Source organism: Alteromonas oceanisediminis (assembly GCF_018474025.1).
Taxonomy (GTDB): Bacteria; Pseudomonadota; Gammaproteobacteria; order Enterobacterales; family Alteromonadaceae; genus Alteromonas_E; species Alteromonas_E oceanisediminis.
In genome coordinates this window covers 1-15,958 of record NZ_JAHCTA010000015.1, presented here as the reverse complement: position 1 = coordinate 15,958, position 15,958 = coordinate 1, and the positions used below count along the sequence as shown (strand labels likewise).

The window sequence follows — 15,958 nt, the reverse complement described above, 5'->3', positions numbered from 1 at the left end:
CTTTGACTTTCGGCGGGTCATTTGCTGCCAGCTGATTCTCAACAGCTTCCAGAATAGCTGCCCCAGCCTTAGGCGGGGCGGAGTGATGCATTAAAATAATCCTCTTGAAACATAACTTTTAAATAAGGGGCGCAGGCGCGTAGGGCATAATGGCGAAGCCGCCCTGCGTGTATGCGTCCCAGCGAACGAAGTGAGTGACTTAATTTTTTTGTTATACGCGTTTTTCAACGAAGTGCATACCCCAGCGGTTTGATGCAGAAAGCATAAAGGCAAAATAAACGATTGAAAATACACAGCCCAAGAATGCTTCACTTCCTGTTTTTAAGAGTAGAGATTTAAAGAAATTCACTACGAGGCAAAACAGGGCTATAAACCAAATTGCTTTTAAAACGTTATCGTAAATATGGTTTTTTAGAATGCCGCTGTGTTCTTGCAAGCTGAAGAAAAATCCTGAAAGTTTACAAATAAGCCAAGTTGAGAAAAAAGATGAGAATGAAATGAAGATTGCAGCTGCTATTTCTTGAGTAACCACGCCGATTAAAAGCGCTGAAGCACACCAAACTAGTGGTAACTTAAGCCCTAACTTTTGAGTAACAAGAAGATACTTAGGTTTTTTAAGCTGCATTTCTACCCTTGATGCTCATAGCGTATAACTTTTAAATATGGGGCGCAAAGGCGTGGGCTATAATCGCGCAGAGCGCGAGCCCACGTTTTTGCGTCCCAGTGTGCGGTTGAGCACACGCCATAATTTGTTTGTTATACGCGTATTGAGCCACTTTCTTATTCTTCATTTTGGTGTTTAGACAGAAACCTTACCATACGAATGAGAGAAACAATGATTACTACCAGAATCAAAATTCCACCAAGCCAGTCAGGGATTACTTTTGCTATGCCTGGCGCTTGTGACTTTATTAAAGCGAAGAGTGCAACCAAAGCAAATATAGGGAATAGCGTTCTAAACATTTACGAATTGCCTAATGATAAAACTATGCGCGGTCAATTGAGATGTAAAAACAACTGAGCGTATAACGCCCCAATAAGGGGCAGTTGCTTGGCCGCGAAAATAGCGGGAGCGCGGGCGAGTAACTGTCCCAGCGAGCGCAGCGAGTGAGCTTGATTGGTTTGTTATACACGTTTCTGAAACATCCTATATGCTTTTTGTACTGCGAAGATTAGAGTGTAAGCAATGCCGCTAAACAACAAAGCCCAAATTGGAAACCAAATTACAGCTAATCCAGATGTTGAAGATGTATGCTCCTCAGTAAATAAGGAATGCTGCATACCCCAATAGCCGTAAAAATGAAACGCCGTAATAAATAAAGCGATGCACCAAATTACTATTCGGCCAACCTTGCTGTTAGTGGAATTTGATTTTAAGGCAAAAGCGGCTAGAGCTATATATGGTAGCGCCCTATAGCGGGCAGACATCAGATAGCTGTCTAGAGATGCATATTGGAATGTTTTTGTATACGCGTCTGAAAAACCTAAATCACCGACCAAAACAGCAAGCATAAATTTCGCAAGATACTCATTTATCAGCAAAAATAAAAAAAGAAGAAAAAACCAAAATGTCCATTTCATATCACATTCCCTTAAAGTGTATAACGCCCCAATAAGGGGCAGTTGCTTGCCCGCGAAAATAGCGAAAGCGCGGGCGAGTAACTGTCCCAGCGAGCGAAGCGAGTGTGCTTGATTGGTTTGTTATACATCATTACCGCAATACGGTGAAGTACCATACTTATTGTCTTTGTAGTCACCAATTGTAAGGCTACAGCCCACAAACACTATTAACCACCCGAACAAAGGGAGTAGCTGAAATAATCCAAGAATGCCCGAACTGCCAAAATCGTGGTACCTCTTTGTCGTTAGAGCAAAGAGCGGCCATAAAGAAAAAAATATTATAACGATCGCAACGTCTTCACTGAAGTAAGAAATAATTAATGGTGTAATGGTAAGAGGTAGCCAAAGCTTATTAAAATCTGAACGTCGCATTCTTCCTTTAAAGCTAAATAGTGCAGTGATTAAATCCATTTTTATTCTCGTTTTGTTGAGTTACCTTGTGAATTTTCTTTCGGTGTATAACGCCCCAATAAGGGGCACATGCTTACCGGCGATAATCGCGGAAGCGCCGGTGAGTATGTGTCCCAGTGACCGAAGGGAGCGAGCTTGATTTGTTTGTTATACGTCACTCGTTACAGCCTCATTTTCTTTGGTTTTGGGCAAGTCTTTTTTAAGGGCCAAAACAAGAATGAAAATAGGCCCAAGTGGTGGAATTAGTCCAAAGATAAAGCCTAAAACAGCCATTAATGCAGGACTTTCAGTTTTGCGTTTACCAAGAACGTACCCGACGATAGCGCAGACGATACACAATACGAATGCAAATTGACCGAAGAGCGTTGCATTAAAATTCATTTAAAATCCTCCATGACGTATAACGCCCCAATAAGGGGCACATGCTTACCGGCGATAATCGCGGAAGCGCTGGTGAGTATGTGTCCCAGTGAGCGGAGCGAACGAGCTTGATTGGTTTGTTATGTATCACTCTCTCAAACACTTTGCATTAGTTCCGCTATCGTAGCTAAGGTTAAGTTCAGTTTCGTTTAAAACAACTATTTTCGCCATAGTTTCGACTTTGTGATTTTTAAATCCAGCGACGAAATCTTGTGTTAATTCACCCAACCCATTTTCTAATGCCTCTGCTTCAACCGTAAAAGGCTGATATGTAATTTGACCATTTTCAATAAAAAATTTGGATTCTGTATCCACTTTTAATACAGACTTGATATTGGGCTCTTGCAGGTCGAATGTTGTAATTGTGCCGGAATAAAAAAGTTGTTCTTTCTTCCAGTGAATAAAGGCTGGTAAATGATGCTTTGAAGTGGATTTTCTCTGTGAGATTGAAAGCATGCGTACACCGCCACTTACCGTCTAACAAATATAGTTGTGGCTGAGTATCAGCGGAGGCTGTGAGCGGCATTAACCCCAGAAATACAACAAGAGCCGAAATTTTCAATTTAAAAACATCCTTGTGGTACATAACGCCCCAATAGCGGGCAAGTAGTTACCGGCGAGAATGCCGAAGGCGCCGGTGAGTACTTGTCCCAGAGAGCGCAGCGAACGATGCTGATTGGTTTGTTAGTGCGCATTTTTCTTACTACCGATGAATTTGCGACAAATTTTAAATGTGATGACCCCTACGACTGCTGCTACCGTGCCTCCGAAGAGTTGAGCAACAGGCCACATTGAAGCACCGCCACCTTGATAAGGCATAAAATACTCTGAATATAAAATAGCACTGAGTAGACCTAGCCATGGTATGGCGCCCGCCAACAAAATTGATATTTTATGTTGAATATACCGAGCTACGAGTAACCCAGATAAACTTGATAAAGAAATTAAAATTAACCAAATATGCATATCGCGCCTCCTGCGCATTAACGCCCCAATAAGGGGCAGTTGCTTACCGGCGAAAATCGCGGGAGCGCCGGTGAGCAACTGTCCCAACGAGCGAAGCGAGTGAGCTTTATTGTTTTGTTAGGATTCGTTGCCATTTCGCATTGCTTTATAAAGGATTACTGCCATAAAAATTGCAAACAAATTGAAAATGATGCTTACATCATATACTGACCACGTAATATTAAAACTAAAGCCTAACGTTATTGAAAACCCTAAGTTAGGTGTCTCAAATCCAATCATTTGTAGCACATACATCCAAAATGCAAATTTGATAAACCTTAAGCTGCCTTTGTGGATTTTGTAGGCCACGAAAAGGTTAATTATTATTCCAAGAGGAACCAAGAAAGCGAAGAACCAACCAATTAGTCCAATATCAGCTTTTTGTGAAAGGATTTCATATATGCTGCCAAGTAACAAAGCGCCAAGAACACTCGAAACTATCAAGGCAATTATTGCGAAACTTGTGTACCTATTGTGTACCATACTTTTTACATCCTTTGTAAGAGAAACCTAACGCCCCAGTAAGGGGCAGTTGCTTGGCGGTGCCAAACGGAGTTGCGCCGGCGAGTAACTGTCCCAGAGAGCGGAGCGAACGAGCTTGACTGGTTTGTTAGAAATGAACATAGCGGTAGCGGCACGTCCCTGATTAAATACCTTGGAATTAGCATACGACTTGGCCATTGATAAAACAAGCCATGAAGCATCAGTGAGGGTAGGGCTAATTGATTTAGTGCTTGATGTCTCGCTCGCCACAGTTGCAGCACTATACAATTCAAAAATGGCTTTGTGTACGGTGCGACGGCCTTAAAGGAAAGTGCAACGAAGAAACGCGGAATAGGTGCACGTTGTGTGCGCAGCCAAATGTTAAATGCGCAACCGTAGTTGGTTTGAAAAAATGAAATTGAGAAGCAGGTGATGTTGATTTTTTTATTGCTAACTGCGAATGGTTTCTAACGCCCCAATAGCGGGCAAGTAGTTACCGGCGAGAATGCCGAAGGCGCCGGTGAGTACTTGTCCCAGAGAGCGCAGCGAACGATGCTGATTGGTTTGTTAGAAATGAACATAGCGGTAGCTGCACGTCCCTGATTAAATACCTTGGAATTAGCATACGACTTGGCAGTTGATAAAACAAGCCATGAAGCTTTACTGAGGGTAGGGCTAGTTGATTTGGCGCTTGATGTCGCGCTCGCCACAGTTGCAGCACTATGCAATTCAAAAATGGCTTTGTGTACGCGGCGACGGCCTTAAAGATAATTGCAACGAAGAAACGCGGAATAGGTGCACGTTGTGTGCGCAGCCAAATGTTAAATGCACAACCTTAGTTGGCTTGTAAAAATGAAATTGAGAAGCAGGTGATGTTGATTATTTTATTGCTAACTGCGAATGGTTTCTAACACCCCAATAGCGGGCAAGTAGTTACCGGCGAGAATGCCGAAGGCGCCGGTGAGTACTTGTCCCAGAGAGCGCAGCGAACGATGCTGATTGGTTTGTTAGAAATGAACATAGCGGTAGCTGCACGTCCCTGATTAAATACCTTGGAATTAGCATACGACTTGGCAGTTGATAAAACAAGCCATGAAGCTTTACTGAGGGTAGGGCTAGTTGATTTGGCGCTTGATGTCGCGCTCGCCACAGTTGCAGCACTATGCAATTCAAAAATGGCTTTGTGTACGCGGCGACGGCCTTAAAGGTAAATGCAACGAAGAAACGCGGAATAGGTGCACGTTGAGTGCGCAGCCAAATGTTAAATGCACAACCGTAGTTGGCTTGAAAAAATGAAATTGAGAAGCAGGTGATGTTGATTATTTTATTGCTAACTGCGAATGGTTTCTAACGCCCCAATAAGGGGCAGTTGCTTACCGGCGAAAATCGCGGGAGCGCCGGTGAGTAACTGTCCCAGCGACCAGAGGGAGTGAGCTTGATTGGTTTGTTAGAACCACTTACCCCTTCCATTGAAAATACACCAAAAACAGAGCCATGAATGTAACCCAAATAAATGCTAACTGTATATTCTTAGACTTATTCTTTTTAAGTTGTTGTTGACCTTTCTCGACCTGTTCTTTCATGTCAGGTAAAAGTTCTTCAACTATCAGCGCGCCGTCCACAAAGGCTTGAGTAGAGAAAGTTTTTGGGTAGAGGTTCACTTTTATGTCTACAGCATGCCCATCAACGTTAAAAGATACTGTATCGATAAATTTGAAACTCCACCTTCTCATAAGAAGCTTCCCATCGTAGTAGTATCTCTCAAATCCTAGTTTTGAGAACTTGACCTGAAATACTTTTTCACCCACCAAAAATTCTGAATCCATTCTTACCTCGTGGTTCTAACGCCCCAATAGCGGGCAAGTAGTTACCGGCGAAAATGCCGAAGGCGCCGGTGAGTACTTGTCCCAGAGAGCGCAGCGAACGATGCTGATTGGTTTGTTAGGCATTTTTTTGATTAGACCTAAGTGCATAACAAAGCAATGCAAAAAGAATAACTCCAATTGGAAAGAAAGGGTTAATTTCATAATCAATAATTAAAATAACTGGAGATACAGTAAAGAACAAAACCATACCCCAACGCCCCCAAAACCCTGTTGCCGACAAAGATAAAAAACAGAAGAAAATAAATGCCACCAAAGAAATGATTAAATTCAAATACTGCACACTCTCCTGACCAAGAAGTGCAAAAGAATAAATTCCAGCAAATAGTGCACCTACCGCACTAAGACCGCCAATGAAAACACCCTTTAATAGTCTTAAAATTTCTTCCTTGTTCACAGAATGCCTAACGCCCCAGTAAGGGGCACATACTTACCGGCGATAATCGCGGAAGCGCCGGTGAGTATGTGTCCCAGAGAGCGGAGCGAACGAGCTTGACTGGTTTGTTATATTGCATTTCTTAAAACTGCCTCTGTTTTACCAACTGGTTCTGAAGCTACTTTTAACAATGCTTTACCAAAATTATTGATTGCCATTGGCTCCATTTTTAAATCAAAGAGTACTTCGTCGTGTTGCTTACGAGTGTGATTGTAGTGCTCGATGTGAGCAATTTTTACTGTCACTACTGTGTGACCTGAACCGTCTGTGCAAAACCCCGAAAGATTGAAATGTGAGTAATCACCTTCACCAGTAGAGAAACTAAACTTATCGGACACTGATTTTGGGAATTTTTCCAATACTAAACCAAGTTCGAGAATTGCTTTCCTGTTTGAGTAACATTCGACCATTCCAGCAAAATACTCACTCGAACCTTTGACTCTAAGTTCCAATAAGGAGTCTTCTTCCCAAATTGTTGAAACTACTAATTCACTTTCCATGTTTAACCTGCAATATAACGCCCCAATAAGGGGCAGTTGCTTGCCGGCGAAAATCGCGGGAGCGCCGGTGAGTAACTGTCCCAGCGAGCGGAGCGAGTGAGTTTGATTGGTTTGTTATACATCCGAACTAAAGCCCACGCTGCCAGCGTTTTGGATAAATACCTTTGAATACGATATTAATAAGTTCTTGCTTATCGATATGTCCTTTTTTGAACTTAATGCCATAGAAAATCAAGGCAAATAAAGCGCAAAAGGCATACAACGACAAACAAAGAATTAAAAAGCATAATGTGAATACCGCAAATACGGTACCACCATCATAGCTACGGATTTGTATATCTGACTCGATCCCAAAACTTGAGGCAATGACAAAAAACAATGGGTAAGCTGCTGAAAAACCAACTAAGCAACCAACGCCGCCAACTTTCGCAGACTGCGAGTAAAAGTAAGGTTTTAACTTTCTTTGACTATTAATCGCTCGAATTAGCACAACACCTTCCCTAGGATGTATAACAATTTATTAGTTTTCAATCTGGGGTAAAAAACTACGACGAAGTGGGGTATAAGTCCATGACTTTCTTTGGCTGGCATTTTTCTCAGGCCTCTCAAAACCTCATGCACTGGGTAAAATAATTCACTCTGGGGTAGTTAAACACCCCAAAAAAGTGCTGCATATTTTGAAGTGGCCAATAGCGCCAAAACTGTTTTTATATACAGTGTTTGAGGCGGGAGAGAGGAGGGTTGTCATTCCAACTCGATGGCTGGAACGACAGATTAGGGCACAGGGTTGCCTGTTAGGTTTATTTGCTCAAACGGGGTAGGAAGACCTTTCACAACCCCCGTTTGCTCAAACTCTTATTTAGGCGCTTTAACCCCCAAATAGCTCGCCCAGCTTTTCTTTCGCTTTGTCCTGTAGCTTTTCTTTGGCTGCATCGGCGGCACGTCGTTTCGCCTCTGCCTTTGCTTCATCTATCACTTTATCAAGCAGCTTGTTGGCAATTACTGCCCCTACTTGATCAGCAGGGAGGCCATCAGGCTGCCCGATGCCACCTATCGAAAACGTAGGCAGTTCCACTTCGTATACCCGCTGATCAACCGGCAGTTCAAACCCTGCGGTGTCGAGATTTTCAAAATCAAGTTTAAGCCGTACTTTACTGACCTGTACATTATCAATAATCACCAATGGGCTACTGGCAGAGGAGTCTTTAGGTGGTGTACTGCTTTTTGGCAATTTTTTCATCAAATTGTCTTTCAGCACCATTAAATTACCTGTACCGGTTGCATTCAGTTCATACAACATTTCTGGTGCCGCAATTGAAAACGACTGAACGCGATACGGTTCACCGCTGATATCACCTAAATCCAAGGTGACAGATTCCAAGCTGAACGCATCTTCATTTGAAAAGCCTTGTGGATTTTCGACATCCAAATCATTTAGCGTCAGTCGACCTTCACCGATGTTTAAATCGACGTTGGCCAGTGACACGCTAGTGCCTAAATACGCAGTGCCTTGCGTTTCGACCTGCTCTTTAATGAAGCCTCCGGCATTGTTGGCAATATACCAGAGCCCGCCAGCGATAAGCGCAACCAAGATCAACAGTACAACCAAGAGTTTTTTCATAGCGATTCCTTTTTTGAAACAAAATTTAGGCGTTGGTAATAGCGTTCAATAGCAACGTAACCCATTGAACAGTGTAGAAGATCAGGCATTAGCATAGTGGAGGGAAATGAGGCTGACAAGCCTACGTAACAGCCCGGCACGTTTTGAATACGTTGAAAATTAAAAAGCCTGAGTTCGATGCAATACCGAATTCAGGCGTTCAAGGCAGCTTTAAAATGAGTAAGCAGTTTCGCTAAACGTTAAAGCGGAAGTGGATCACATCGCCATCTTTCACAATGTAGTCTTTGCCTTCCAAACGCCATTTACCGGCGTCTTTAGCACCTTGCTCACCGTTGTATTGCACATAGTTATCGAAGCCGATAATTTCCGCTCGGATAAAGCCTTTTTCAAAGTCGGTGTGGATCTTACCCGCAGCTTGTGGCGCAGTAGAGCCTTCTGGGAATGTCCACGCGCGCACCTCTTTTACACCAGCGGTGAAATAAGTCTGTAATGTGAGCAAGCTGTAACCTCCGCGAATAACGCGGTTTAGGCCTGGTTCTTCAAGGCCCATTTCATTCAGAAAGTCGGCTTTTTCATCATCGTCCAGCTCAGCAATTTCAGACTCAATTGCGGCACAGACCGCAACCACAACGGCATCTTCTTTTTCCGCAATGGCTTTCACTTTGTCCAGATAGGGATTATTTTCAAAACCATCCTCGTTCACGTTGGCGATGTACATAGTGGGCTTCAACGTCAGCATATTCATGTAGCTGATCGCAGCTAGCTCTTCTTTGCTAAGGTCGATGCTTCTTAGCAGCACGCCATCATCAAGGTATGGTTTAATTTTTTCGAGTACTTTGAGTTCAAACTTGGCTTCACTGTCACCGCCTTTGGCGCGCTTACCCACACGAAGGAGTGCTTTTTCTGTTGTTTCTAAGTCAGCCAGCGCAAGCTCGGTGTTGATAACATCGATATCATCCTGAGGGCTTACTTTGCCCGCAACATGAACGATGTTGTCGTCGTCGAAACAGCGCACCACATGACCAATTGCATCGGTTTCGCGAATGTTGGCAAGGAATTTATTACCGAGCCCTTCGCCTTTTGATGCACCTTCCACCAGACCAGCAATGTCAACAAACTCCATGGTGGTAGGGATCACGCGCTGAGGGTTAACGATTTTCGCGAGTTTATCTAATCGTTCATCCGGTACTGGAACCACACCAGTGTTCGGCTCGATTGTACAAAATGGGAAATTGGCAGCTTCGATACCCGCTTTGGTAAGTGCATTGAACAAGGTTGATTTGCCGACATTAGGCAGTCCGACGATGCCACATTTAAAACCCATGAAAGTTCCTATAAATCGTTAAACCACGTGGTCATCAGGTGGCTGTATATGAGTGAAGTTGTTGTTGTGCCGCAAGCAGGTCTTGCTTGATCAGTGTTTCTGTACTGCGCATAGACTCATCAATAGCACCGTCGATAAGCGCGGCGTCATCAGCACTGGGTTTACCCAGAACATAGCCGGTGACTTTCGATTTATGGCCGGGATGACCGATACCAATCCGCAAACGCAAAAAGTCTTTGTTGTTTCCCATGCTCGCCACTATGTCGCGAACGCCGTTTTGACTAGAACTGCCGCCTAGCTTGAACTTGGCGACGCCGGGAGGCAAATCGAGTTCGTCAAACGCAACCAGCATAGACTCAACCGGAATGCGATAAAAATTAGCCAGCGCAGCAACGGATTGGCCACTTTTGTTCATAAATGTGGATGGGTATAACAGACGAATATCGTGCGAGCCGATCTGAATGCGAGCCGTTGAGCCAAAGAATTTTGATTCAACACTGAGTGTTTGATTAAAGCGCGAAGCAAGCCGCTCTATAAACCAAGCACCCGCGTTGTGGCGGGTGTTTTGGTATTCAGGGCCTGGATTTCCCAGACCCACAATGAGACGAATGTCCGCCAAGAGGATTATTCCTCTGTAGCGTCTTTATCGTCAGCAGCTTCTTCAGTACCTGTAGACTCTTCGTCGTCAACAGTGACTTTTGGCGCTTTCTTGATGGTTACCACAGCAAGGTCGTGGGTTTCATCGTCTTTACCTAGCTCAACAGACTCAACACCTTTAGGTAGTTTGATGTCTGACAAGTGTAAGGTTTGATCCATTTCAACGTTAGCCATATCGACTTCAATGAATTCAGGCAGATCTTTTGGCAAACACGTGACTTCAATTTCATTCACATGGTGCTCAGCAATACCGCCGCCTTTAATCGCTTCGGATTTGGCTTCATTGATAAAGTGAATGGGTACATTAGTATGCAGTTTTTCACCAGCAATAACGCGCTGAAAATCAACGTGAGTCACTTTAGGCTTGAACGGGTGACGTTGCATGTCTTTAACCAACGCTTGAACTTTCTTACCATCAACATTGATAGTCAGAATGTGCGAGTAAAACGCTTCAAAATCTTGCGCTTGGTTAAGTTTGTTGTGATCAAGTGTAATGGCTAACGGCTCTTCGTTGCCGCCGTATAGGATTGCAGGCACTTTGTCAGCGTGACGTAGGCGGCGGCTCGCACCTTTCCCTAAATCGGTGCGGACTTGCGCATCCAAGGTAAAAATTGCTTCAGACATTAACATGTCTCCAAATTAAAATGAGAGGTTGTGAAATCTTGCGACCAAATTTCACTCGAATTTTCTACTTTGCATTGTTGTTTGAAAGCCAATCGACTTGGTCGAGCTAACAACCCAAATCAACAATCAAAATAAAACACCCGTAAAAACAGGGCGGCGAATTCTACCACTCACTCGAATACTTCACAATTACAAATTGCGAAACTTTCAGAGGCCTATAAAAGATCCACGTTAGTCGACGCAGTATGCCGTACTTGGTCTAAACTGTGTTGGTGGAAAAATCGACTCAGCGTAGAGTTTGGTTGTTACTCCCTGTCTACAAGGAACCCAAAATGAGCTTACTTGTTCGCTTAGGTGCGCTGTTAGTGTTGCATAGTCTGCTGGCGCCTTCTGCAATTGCACAAACTGCGACACAGACTGATGCGTTAATTCACGATGCCGACAAAGTGGCTTTAGTCGGCGGTCGCCTGATTGACGGGTTTGGTCATCAACCGCTGTCTGATAGTGTTGTACTGATTCACAACGGTATCATTCAGGCGGTGGGGCAGGTTGATAGTTTGCCGGTGCCGCAAGACTACACGATCATTAGTACCGAAGGTCACGATGTGTTGCCAGGGTTGTGGGAGAATCACGCGCATCTTATGTTGAATGGGCACGCTGATTATACGCATTGGGATACACACTACGCAGACCGGTTGGCGTCTGAAATCATGCCAGCGTCTGCGATTCAGTTATTACTCGCCGGTGTCACCAGTGTGAGAGATTTAGGCGCACCGCTGGATGCATCGTTGTCTGTTAAACAGCGGATTCAAGAGGGCAGTCTTGCGGGGCCAAACTTGTATATTTCAGGCCCTTTTATCCAGAAAAAGCCTTATCCGGGCACTGAAAAATTTCGGTGGGGTGTCGACAGTGTCAGCGACGCTAAGCAAAAAGTGGATAGACTCGCTGATGCCGGCGTTGACTTTATCAAACTGGTCGATCAAGACGCGATGACGCGAGAAGAGGCGCAAGCCGTGGTGGATCAGGCGCACAAGCGAGGGTTGAAAGTCATTGGGCACAGTCATCGCCCGAATGAAATACGACTCGGTCTGGAAATTGGAATAGATAACTTCGAACATACTGGGCTGACCACGGCGCCTGAATACCCCGCAGATGTCATCCAAGCACTTAAGGAACGCACTGCAACGGGGCGAGTCGCAGGAGGGCCATTGTTCTGGACTCCTACGGTTGAGGGGTTGTGGAACTATGAGAGAACCGTTGAGAACCCAGAGAAGCTGGATAATACCTGCTGGCATCGTGGGTTGCAGCCTGACACGATAGCCGATATTCAACAGTCACTACAGAAGCCCGGTCAACTGGCCTATATGCAACTGACGCCCCTGAGAAAGCCGACGCTGCGGCGTAAGATTGAACAGCTGCGCGATGCGGGCGTGGTTTTTCTGACTGGCACCGACAGTGGTATTCCGACAAAATTTCATTGTCAAAGTACTTGGAATGAACTCGCGGTGTGGGTCGATGAGCTGAACATTCCAGCCATGGATGCGATTCGAGCGGCAACCTATTGGCCCTCGGTTTTTATGAATGTTGATGACAAATATGGCACTGTTTCAGCCGGTAAAGTGGCCGACATCATTGCGGTTAAGGGGGATGTATTGCGATATATCAACTTACTTCAGGATGTCAAGTTAGTGATGAAAAATGGCACACTGTACAAATACAATGGCCATGTGATTGAAGCGGCTTTGCCAGCCACGTAATTCAGGTTAATTGGGTCAGCATTGAGCGCCATGTCAGGTGTCGGTCGGTAGCCCAGAGCGTGATGCGCCTGAAAAATCAGTTTCGCTCACTGAGATGACATCCAGCACAGTGCCAAACTGAGTGGTGGTCATCATGTCGGGTTGTGGTTTGCCGGTAAGCGTCATTTTTGCGCCATGTTGCAGGTATTCTTTGGGTAAATTCATGGGGGTGAAATGCCGCCCATCGTCGGCGATAAAAGCGTAGAAACCACCTTCAAAGGTTTTGTATTCGATGGTGCCAGTCACTTTAATGACGGCGTTTTTATCCTGCACGGGCGCCTCTTTAAATTGAGAAGTCTGTTCGTTTGATTGTGCCTTTTCGACGTTATTCTGATTGGCTTCTTTCAGTGTGTTATCGCCTGCGGTCGAAGCATCCTCCTGACAGCCGGATAGCGCTAGCAATGAAACAATCATTGCCACGCCAGATAATGTCAAATAGCGGTGTGAGAAAGTATATGCCATGTTGACTCCCAAATTTTCAAGTGAATTTGTTCCCGCTATTGTAGACCACGTTAATGGAAATAGTGCAATCAAGTTATTGTTATTGCAATTAGCCACTTAAGGCTAATTGCGGTTGTTTAGCCGTTAGTGACTAAAAATCTTCATTTAGCTTTTTATGGCTAAATTTGCGTTATTAGCCAAAATAAGCTAATTTAAAAACATGATGTTTTGCAAGGAGTGTCGTGTGAAGTCGTCCCATAACAAGGGTATAGCGGTGATAAGTGGTGATATCGTGAACTCAAGCGACCTCACCGCTGCGCAATATGAGCGGCTCTTGAAGCGTATTAAAGACATTCAGGCCTGGATAAGCGAAGGAAACTCCGCCAATGCGCACAGCATAGAACGTGGCGATGAGTTTCAAAGCGTCGTACATGACTACCAAAACGCATTGCGATATACCATTATTTACCGCGTTGCTATTAAAGCTTTAGGAAAAGAGTTTGAGAGTCGGATCAGTGTCGCCACAAGCGCGAGTGCTGACGTACGAGCAACGGTGTCGGAGTCAATGGGCGGTGCATTCGTGCTGTCGGGGCGTGGGCTAAAAGCGCTGAAAAATGACCGGCTGATATTCACGGCTGACCATAGCGAACTGGCAGAGCAGTTTGACCTACTCATCAAGTACCTCGATAGGCAATTGACTGAATTGACCCCTCGTCAATGCGAAGTCATGTTGCCTATGCTACAAACGGCGCAGGACTTATCGATCAGTGACTTAGCTAAACACCTTGGTGTCGCTGTTGCCACGGTGAGCAAGTCGTTAAAGGCATCAGGCTGGCCGCTAATCGATGCCCTAAATAGCCGGTTTATCACCCACGTCAAGGAGCACTACCATGTCTGATTTTTTGGTGTATCTGATCCCCTTTCTGCTAACCCATGTTGTGTGTGATTTTTATCTTCAACCTAACCGATGGATAGAGGCTAAAAAAGCCAACACCTACCGTTCACCTGAACTATACAGTCATTCACTACTGCATGGCGTTGCTATGCTACTGCCCGCCGTAGTACTGGGCATCGATTGGCATTTAACCGCTTATCTGGTCGTTGTTGTTGCGGTGAGTCATTATTTGATTGATCTGTGGAAGGTCACTACGTCTAACGGCGATACGTTAACCTATTTTGTACTCGATCAAGCGCTGCATATCGTAGTTCTGGTACTGGCGGCGGTTTACCTTACGGGAGGCATCAGCCTCAATACGGTGTTAGCGCATGAAAACCTGCCCAAGGGAATTGCCATCCTTTTTGCCTATCTCGTCATCTTAAAACCGAGTTCTATCGTGATTGGCAGCATTTTGAAAAACTATCCAATCGCGAATGTCGATGCTGAGCAGGAGCCAAAAACAGGTGGTTTGGTTGCGGGCGGTGAATTGATTGGTTACTTAGAGCGCACGTTGATCCTGACATTCACCCTCGTTGGCAACTACGCTGCGGTTGGTTTTGTGTTAGCGGCAAAGTCTATTTTTCGGTTTGGTGATTTAAACAAATCTAACGATCGCAGTATGACCGAGTACGTGTTGATCGGATCGCTATTATCAGTGGTGATGACAACGGTGGTGGGGATCTTAATTTCGTTGGCGGCTGGCCTGAGCTCAAAATAAAACCGGTAACCACAGGCTACCGGTTTATCATTAATACTCAAACATGGCCGAAATGGACTCTTCGTTACTGATCCTGCGAATGGTTTCAGCAAGCATCTGCGATAACGTCAACTGCTTCACTTTATCCAACCCTTGCATCTCTTTGCTCAGCGGAATACTGTCAGTCACGATGATTTCGTCAATCACTGAGTTACGCAAATTTTCGCAGGCGTTGCCTGAGAAAATGGCATGGGTTGCGTAGGCATACACGTTGCGCGCACCGTGCGCTTTCAATGCTTCCGCCGCCTTCGCTAGCGTACCACCGGTGTCAATCATATCGTCGACGATAATACAGTCGCGATCTTTAACGTCACCGATAATATTCATGACTTGCGCAACGTTGGCTTTCGGGCGACGTTTATCGATGATCGCAAGGTCAGTGTCATTCAACAGTTTCGCTGTTGCGCGGGCTCGCACTACGCCGCCAATGTCAGGTGAGACAACCACGGGTTGATGAAAGTCACGGCGAAACATGTCGTCCAGCAATATAGGTGTGCCAAAGGCGTTGTCTACCGGAACATCGAAAAACCCTTGAATTTGCTCGGCGTGTAAGTCGATGGTTAATACGCGATCGACACCCACGTTAGATAGGAAATCGGCAACCACCTTGGCGGTGATAGGCACGCGCGCAGAGCGTACGCGGCGATCCTGACGCGCATACCCAAAGTAGGGTATCACTGCCGTGATCCGGCCAGCGGATGCGCGGCGTAGCGCGTCAATCATCACGATCAATTCCATGAGGTTGTCGTTTGTGGGTGCACAGGTAGATTGAATGATGAACACGTCAGAACCACGGACGTTTTCGTGGATTTCGACGCTGATTTCACCATCGCTGAAACGGCCAACGCTGGCATTTCCTAGTTTGGTGTAGAGTCTATCAGCGACTTTCTGAGCGAGCTCCGGTACGGCGTTACCGGTAAAAAGCTTCATATCTGGCACGTGTTCTTCCTCAGTGCAGTGATCAATGAGTGGCTGGGGTAGCTGGACTCGAACCAACGAATCGCGGGATCAAAACCCGCTGCCTTACCAACTTGGCTATACCC

19 protein-coding genes are annotated in these 15,958 nt (G+C 45.2%); 3 read left to right on the top strand and 16 right to left on the bottom strand.

Annotation, left to right across the window (positions count from 1 at the left end):
• Positions 1 to 211: 211 nt before the first annotated feature.
• The 14 genes from KIU71_RS17555 to KIU71_RS17490 form a co-directional block, all read right to left on the bottom strand.
• Positions 212 to 625 carry a hypothetical protein gene (locus KIU71_RS17555; protein ID WP_214132617.1) on the bottom strand — a complete coding sequence of 138 codons (414 nt, stop codon included), beginning with the start codon at positions 623 to 625 and terminating at the stop codon, positions 212 to 214.
• 500 nt (positions 626 to 1,125) lie between these two features.
• Positions 1,126 to 1,581: a hypothetical protein gene (locus KIU71_RS17550; RefSeq protein WP_214132616.1), complete on the bottom strand. Its 456-nt coding sequence runs from the start codon at positions 1,579 to 1,581 to the stop codon at positions 1,126 to 1,128.
• Between the two features lie 120 nt (positions 1,582 to 1,701).
• Entirely contained in the window at positions 1,702 to 2,031 is a 330-nt protein-coding gene (locus KIU71_RS18175; RefSeq protein ID WP_214132615.1) for a DUF805 domain-containing protein, read from the bottom strand.
• Positions 2,032 to 2,178: 147 nt separating this feature from the next.
• Positions 2,179 to 2,412 (bottom strand): hypothetical protein, encoded by a 234-nt coding sequence (locus KIU71_RS17540; protein WP_214132614.1) that lies wholly within the window; start codon positions 2,410 to 2,412, stop codon positions 2,179 to 2,181.
• A 126-nt stretch (positions 2,413 to 2,538) separates the two neighbouring features.
• Entirely contained in the window at positions 2,539 to 2,907 is a 369-nt protein-coding gene (locus KIU71_RS17535) for a hypothetical protein (RefSeq protein ID WP_214132613.1), read from the bottom strand.
• Between the two features lie 228 nt (positions 2,908 to 3,135).
• On the bottom strand, positions 3,136 to 3,417 hold the full coding sequence (locus tag KIU71_RS17530) for a hypothetical protein (RefSeq protein ID WP_214132612.1): 282 nt from the start codon (positions 3,415 to 3,417) through the stop codon (positions 3,136 to 3,138).
• A 1,979-nt stretch (positions 3,418 to 5,396) separates the two neighbouring features.
• Complete coding sequence (locus KIU71_RS17525; protein WP_214132611.1) at positions 5,397 to 5,765, bottom strand: hypothetical protein; 369 nt, start codon at positions 5,763 to 5,765, stop codon at positions 5,397 to 5,399.
• 115 nt (positions 5,766 to 5,880) lie between these two features.
• Entirely contained in the window at positions 5,881 to 6,219 is a 339-nt protein-coding gene (locus KIU71_RS17520; protein WP_214132610.1) for a hypothetical protein, read from the bottom strand.
• A 107-nt stretch (positions 6,220 to 6,326) separates the two neighbouring features.
• Positions 6,327 to 6,758, bottom strand: a complete 432-nt coding sequence (locus KIU71_RS17515; protein ID WP_214132609.1) for a hypothetical protein — start codon at positions 6,756 to 6,758, stop codon at positions 6,327 to 6,329.
• Between the two features lie 127 nt (positions 6,759 to 6,885).
• Positions 6,886 to 7,248 carry a hypothetical protein gene (locus KIU71_RS17510; protein WP_214132608.1) on the bottom strand — a complete coding sequence of 121 codons (363 nt, stop codon included), beginning with the start codon at positions 7,246 to 7,248 and terminating at the stop codon, positions 6,886 to 6,888.
• Between the two features lie 378 nt (positions 7,249 to 7,626).
• Complete coding sequence (locus tag KIU71_RS17505) at positions 7,627 to 8,379, bottom strand: hypothetical protein (RefSeq protein ID WP_214132607.1); 753 nt, start codon at positions 8,377 to 8,379, stop codon at positions 7,627 to 7,629.
• A 232-nt stretch (positions 8,380 to 8,611) separates the two neighbouring features.
• Positions 8,612 to 9,703, bottom strand: a complete 1,092-nt coding sequence (gene ychF / locus KIU71_RS17500; protein ID WP_214132606.1) for a redox-regulated ATPase YchF — start codon at positions 9,701 to 9,703, stop codon at positions 8,612 to 8,614.
• 34 nt (positions 9,704 to 9,737) lie between these two features.
• A complete protein-coding gene (gene pth, locus KIU71_RS17495) occupies positions 9,738 to 10,322 on the bottom strand; it encodes an aminoacyl-tRNA hydrolase (RefSeq protein ID WP_214132605.1) in 585 nt (194 codons plus the stop codon).
• A 5-nt stretch (positions 10,323 to 10,327) separates the two neighbouring features.
• A complete protein-coding gene (locus tag KIU71_RS17490) occupies positions 10,328 to 10,984 on the bottom strand; it encodes a 50S ribosomal protein L25/general stress protein Ctc (protein ID WP_214132604.1) in 657 nt (218 codons plus the stop codon).
• A 332-nt stretch (positions 10,985 to 11,316) separates the two neighbouring features.
• Here KIU71_RS17490 and KIU71_RS17485 point away from each other — a divergent pair, with 332 nt between their 5' ends.
• Positions 11,317 to 12,741 (top strand): amidohydrolase family protein, encoded by a 1,425-nt coding sequence (locus KIU71_RS17485; RefSeq protein ID WP_214132603.1) that lies wholly within the window; start codon positions 11,317 to 11,319, stop codon positions 12,739 to 12,741.
• Positions 12,742 to 12,774: 33 nt separating this feature from the next.
• On the opposite strand, the gene KIU71_RS17480 is transcribed toward KIU71_RS17485, so the two are convergent.
• Positions 12,775 to 13,242 (bottom strand): hypothetical protein, encoded by a 468-nt coding sequence (locus KIU71_RS17480; protein WP_214132602.1) that lies wholly within the window; start codon positions 13,240 to 13,242, stop codon positions 12,775 to 12,777.
• Between the two features lie 223 nt (positions 13,243 to 13,465).
• Here KIU71_RS17480 and KIU71_RS17475 point away from each other — a divergent pair, with 223 nt between their 5' ends.
• A complete protein-coding gene (locus KIU71_RS17475; RefSeq protein ID WP_250207624.1) occupies positions 13,466 to 14,119 on the top strand; it encodes an ArsR family transcriptional regulator in 654 nt (217 codons plus the stop codon).
• Positions 14,112 to 14,876 carry a DUF3307 domain-containing protein gene (locus tag KIU71_RS17470; RefSeq protein WP_214132601.1) on the top strand — a complete coding sequence of 255 codons (765 nt, stop codon included), beginning with the start codon at positions 14,112 to 14,114 and terminating at the stop codon, positions 14,874 to 14,876. The genes KIU71_RS17475 and KIU71_RS17470 overlap by 8 nt, the downstream gene beginning before the upstream one ends.
• Before the next feature lie 30 nt (positions 14,877 to 14,906).
• Here the strand turns inward: KIU71_RS17470 and KIU71_RS17465 are convergent, their stop codons facing one another.
• The gene (locus tag KIU71_RS17465) at positions 14,907 to 15,854 is read right to left on the bottom strand and encodes a ribose-phosphate pyrophosphokinase (RefSeq protein ID WP_214132600.1); all 948 of its coding nucleotides are present in this window, start codon (positions 15,852 to 15,854) and stop codon (positions 14,907 to 14,909) included.
• Positions 15,855 to 15,958 lie beyond the last annotated feature (104 nt).

Bases quoted from the DNA above. Each gene is read 5' to 3' on its own strand.
- KIU71_RS17555 (WP_214132617.1), bottom strand. From the start codon at position 625: ATGCAGCTTAAAAAACCTAAGTATCTTCTTGTTACTCAAAAGTTAGGG.
- KIU71_RS17550 (WP_214132616.1), bottom strand. From the start codon at position 1,581: ATGAAATGGACATTTTGGTTTTTTCTTCTTTTTTTATTTTTGCTGATA.
- KIU71_RS18175 (WP_214132615.1), bottom strand. From the start codon at position 2,031: ATGGATTTAATCACTGCACTATTTAGCTTTAAAGGAAGAATGCGACGT.
- KIU71_RS17540 (WP_214132614.1), bottom strand. From the start codon at position 2,412: ATGAATTTTAATGCAACGCTCTTCGGTCAATTTGCATTCGTATTGTGT.
- KIU71_RS17535 (WP_214132613.1), bottom strand. From the start codon at position 2,907: ATGCTTTCAATCTCACAGAGAAAATCCACTTCAAAGCATCATTTACCA.
- KIU71_RS17530 (WP_214132612.1), bottom strand. From the start codon at position 3,417: ATGCATATTTGGTTAATTTTAATTTCTTTATCAAGTTTATCTGGGTTA.
- KIU71_RS17525 (WP_214132611.1), bottom strand. From the start codon at position 5,765: ATGGATTCAGAATTTTTGGTGGGTGAAAAAGTATTTCAGGTCAAGTTC.
- KIU71_RS17515 (WP_214132609.1), bottom strand. From the start codon at position 6,758: ATGGAAAGTGAATTAGTAGTTTCAACAATTTGGGAAGAAGACTCCTTA.
- KIU71_RS17505 (WP_214132607.1), bottom strand. From the start codon at position 8,379: ATGAAAAAACTCTTGGTTGTACTGTTGATCTTGGTTGCGCTTATCGCT.
- ychF (WP_214132606.1), bottom strand. From the start codon at position 9,703: ATGGGTTTTAAATGTGGCATCGTCGGACTGCCTAATGTCGGCAAATCA.
- KIU71_RS17490 (WP_214132604.1), bottom strand. From the start codon at position 10,984: ATGTCTGAAGCAATTTTTACCTTGGATGCGCAAGTCCGCACCGATTTA.
- KIU71_RS17485 (WP_214132603.1), top strand. From the start codon at position 11,317: ATGAGCTTACTTGTTCGCTTAGGTGCGCTGTTAGTGTTGCATAGTCTG.
- KIU71_RS17480 (WP_214132602.1), bottom strand. From the start codon at position 13,242: ATGGCATATACTTTCTCACACCGCTATTTGACATTATCTGGCGTGGCA.
- KIU71_RS17470 (WP_214132601.1), top strand. From the start codon at position 14,112: ATGTCTGATTTTTTGGTGTATCTGATCCCCTTTCTGCTAACCCATGTT.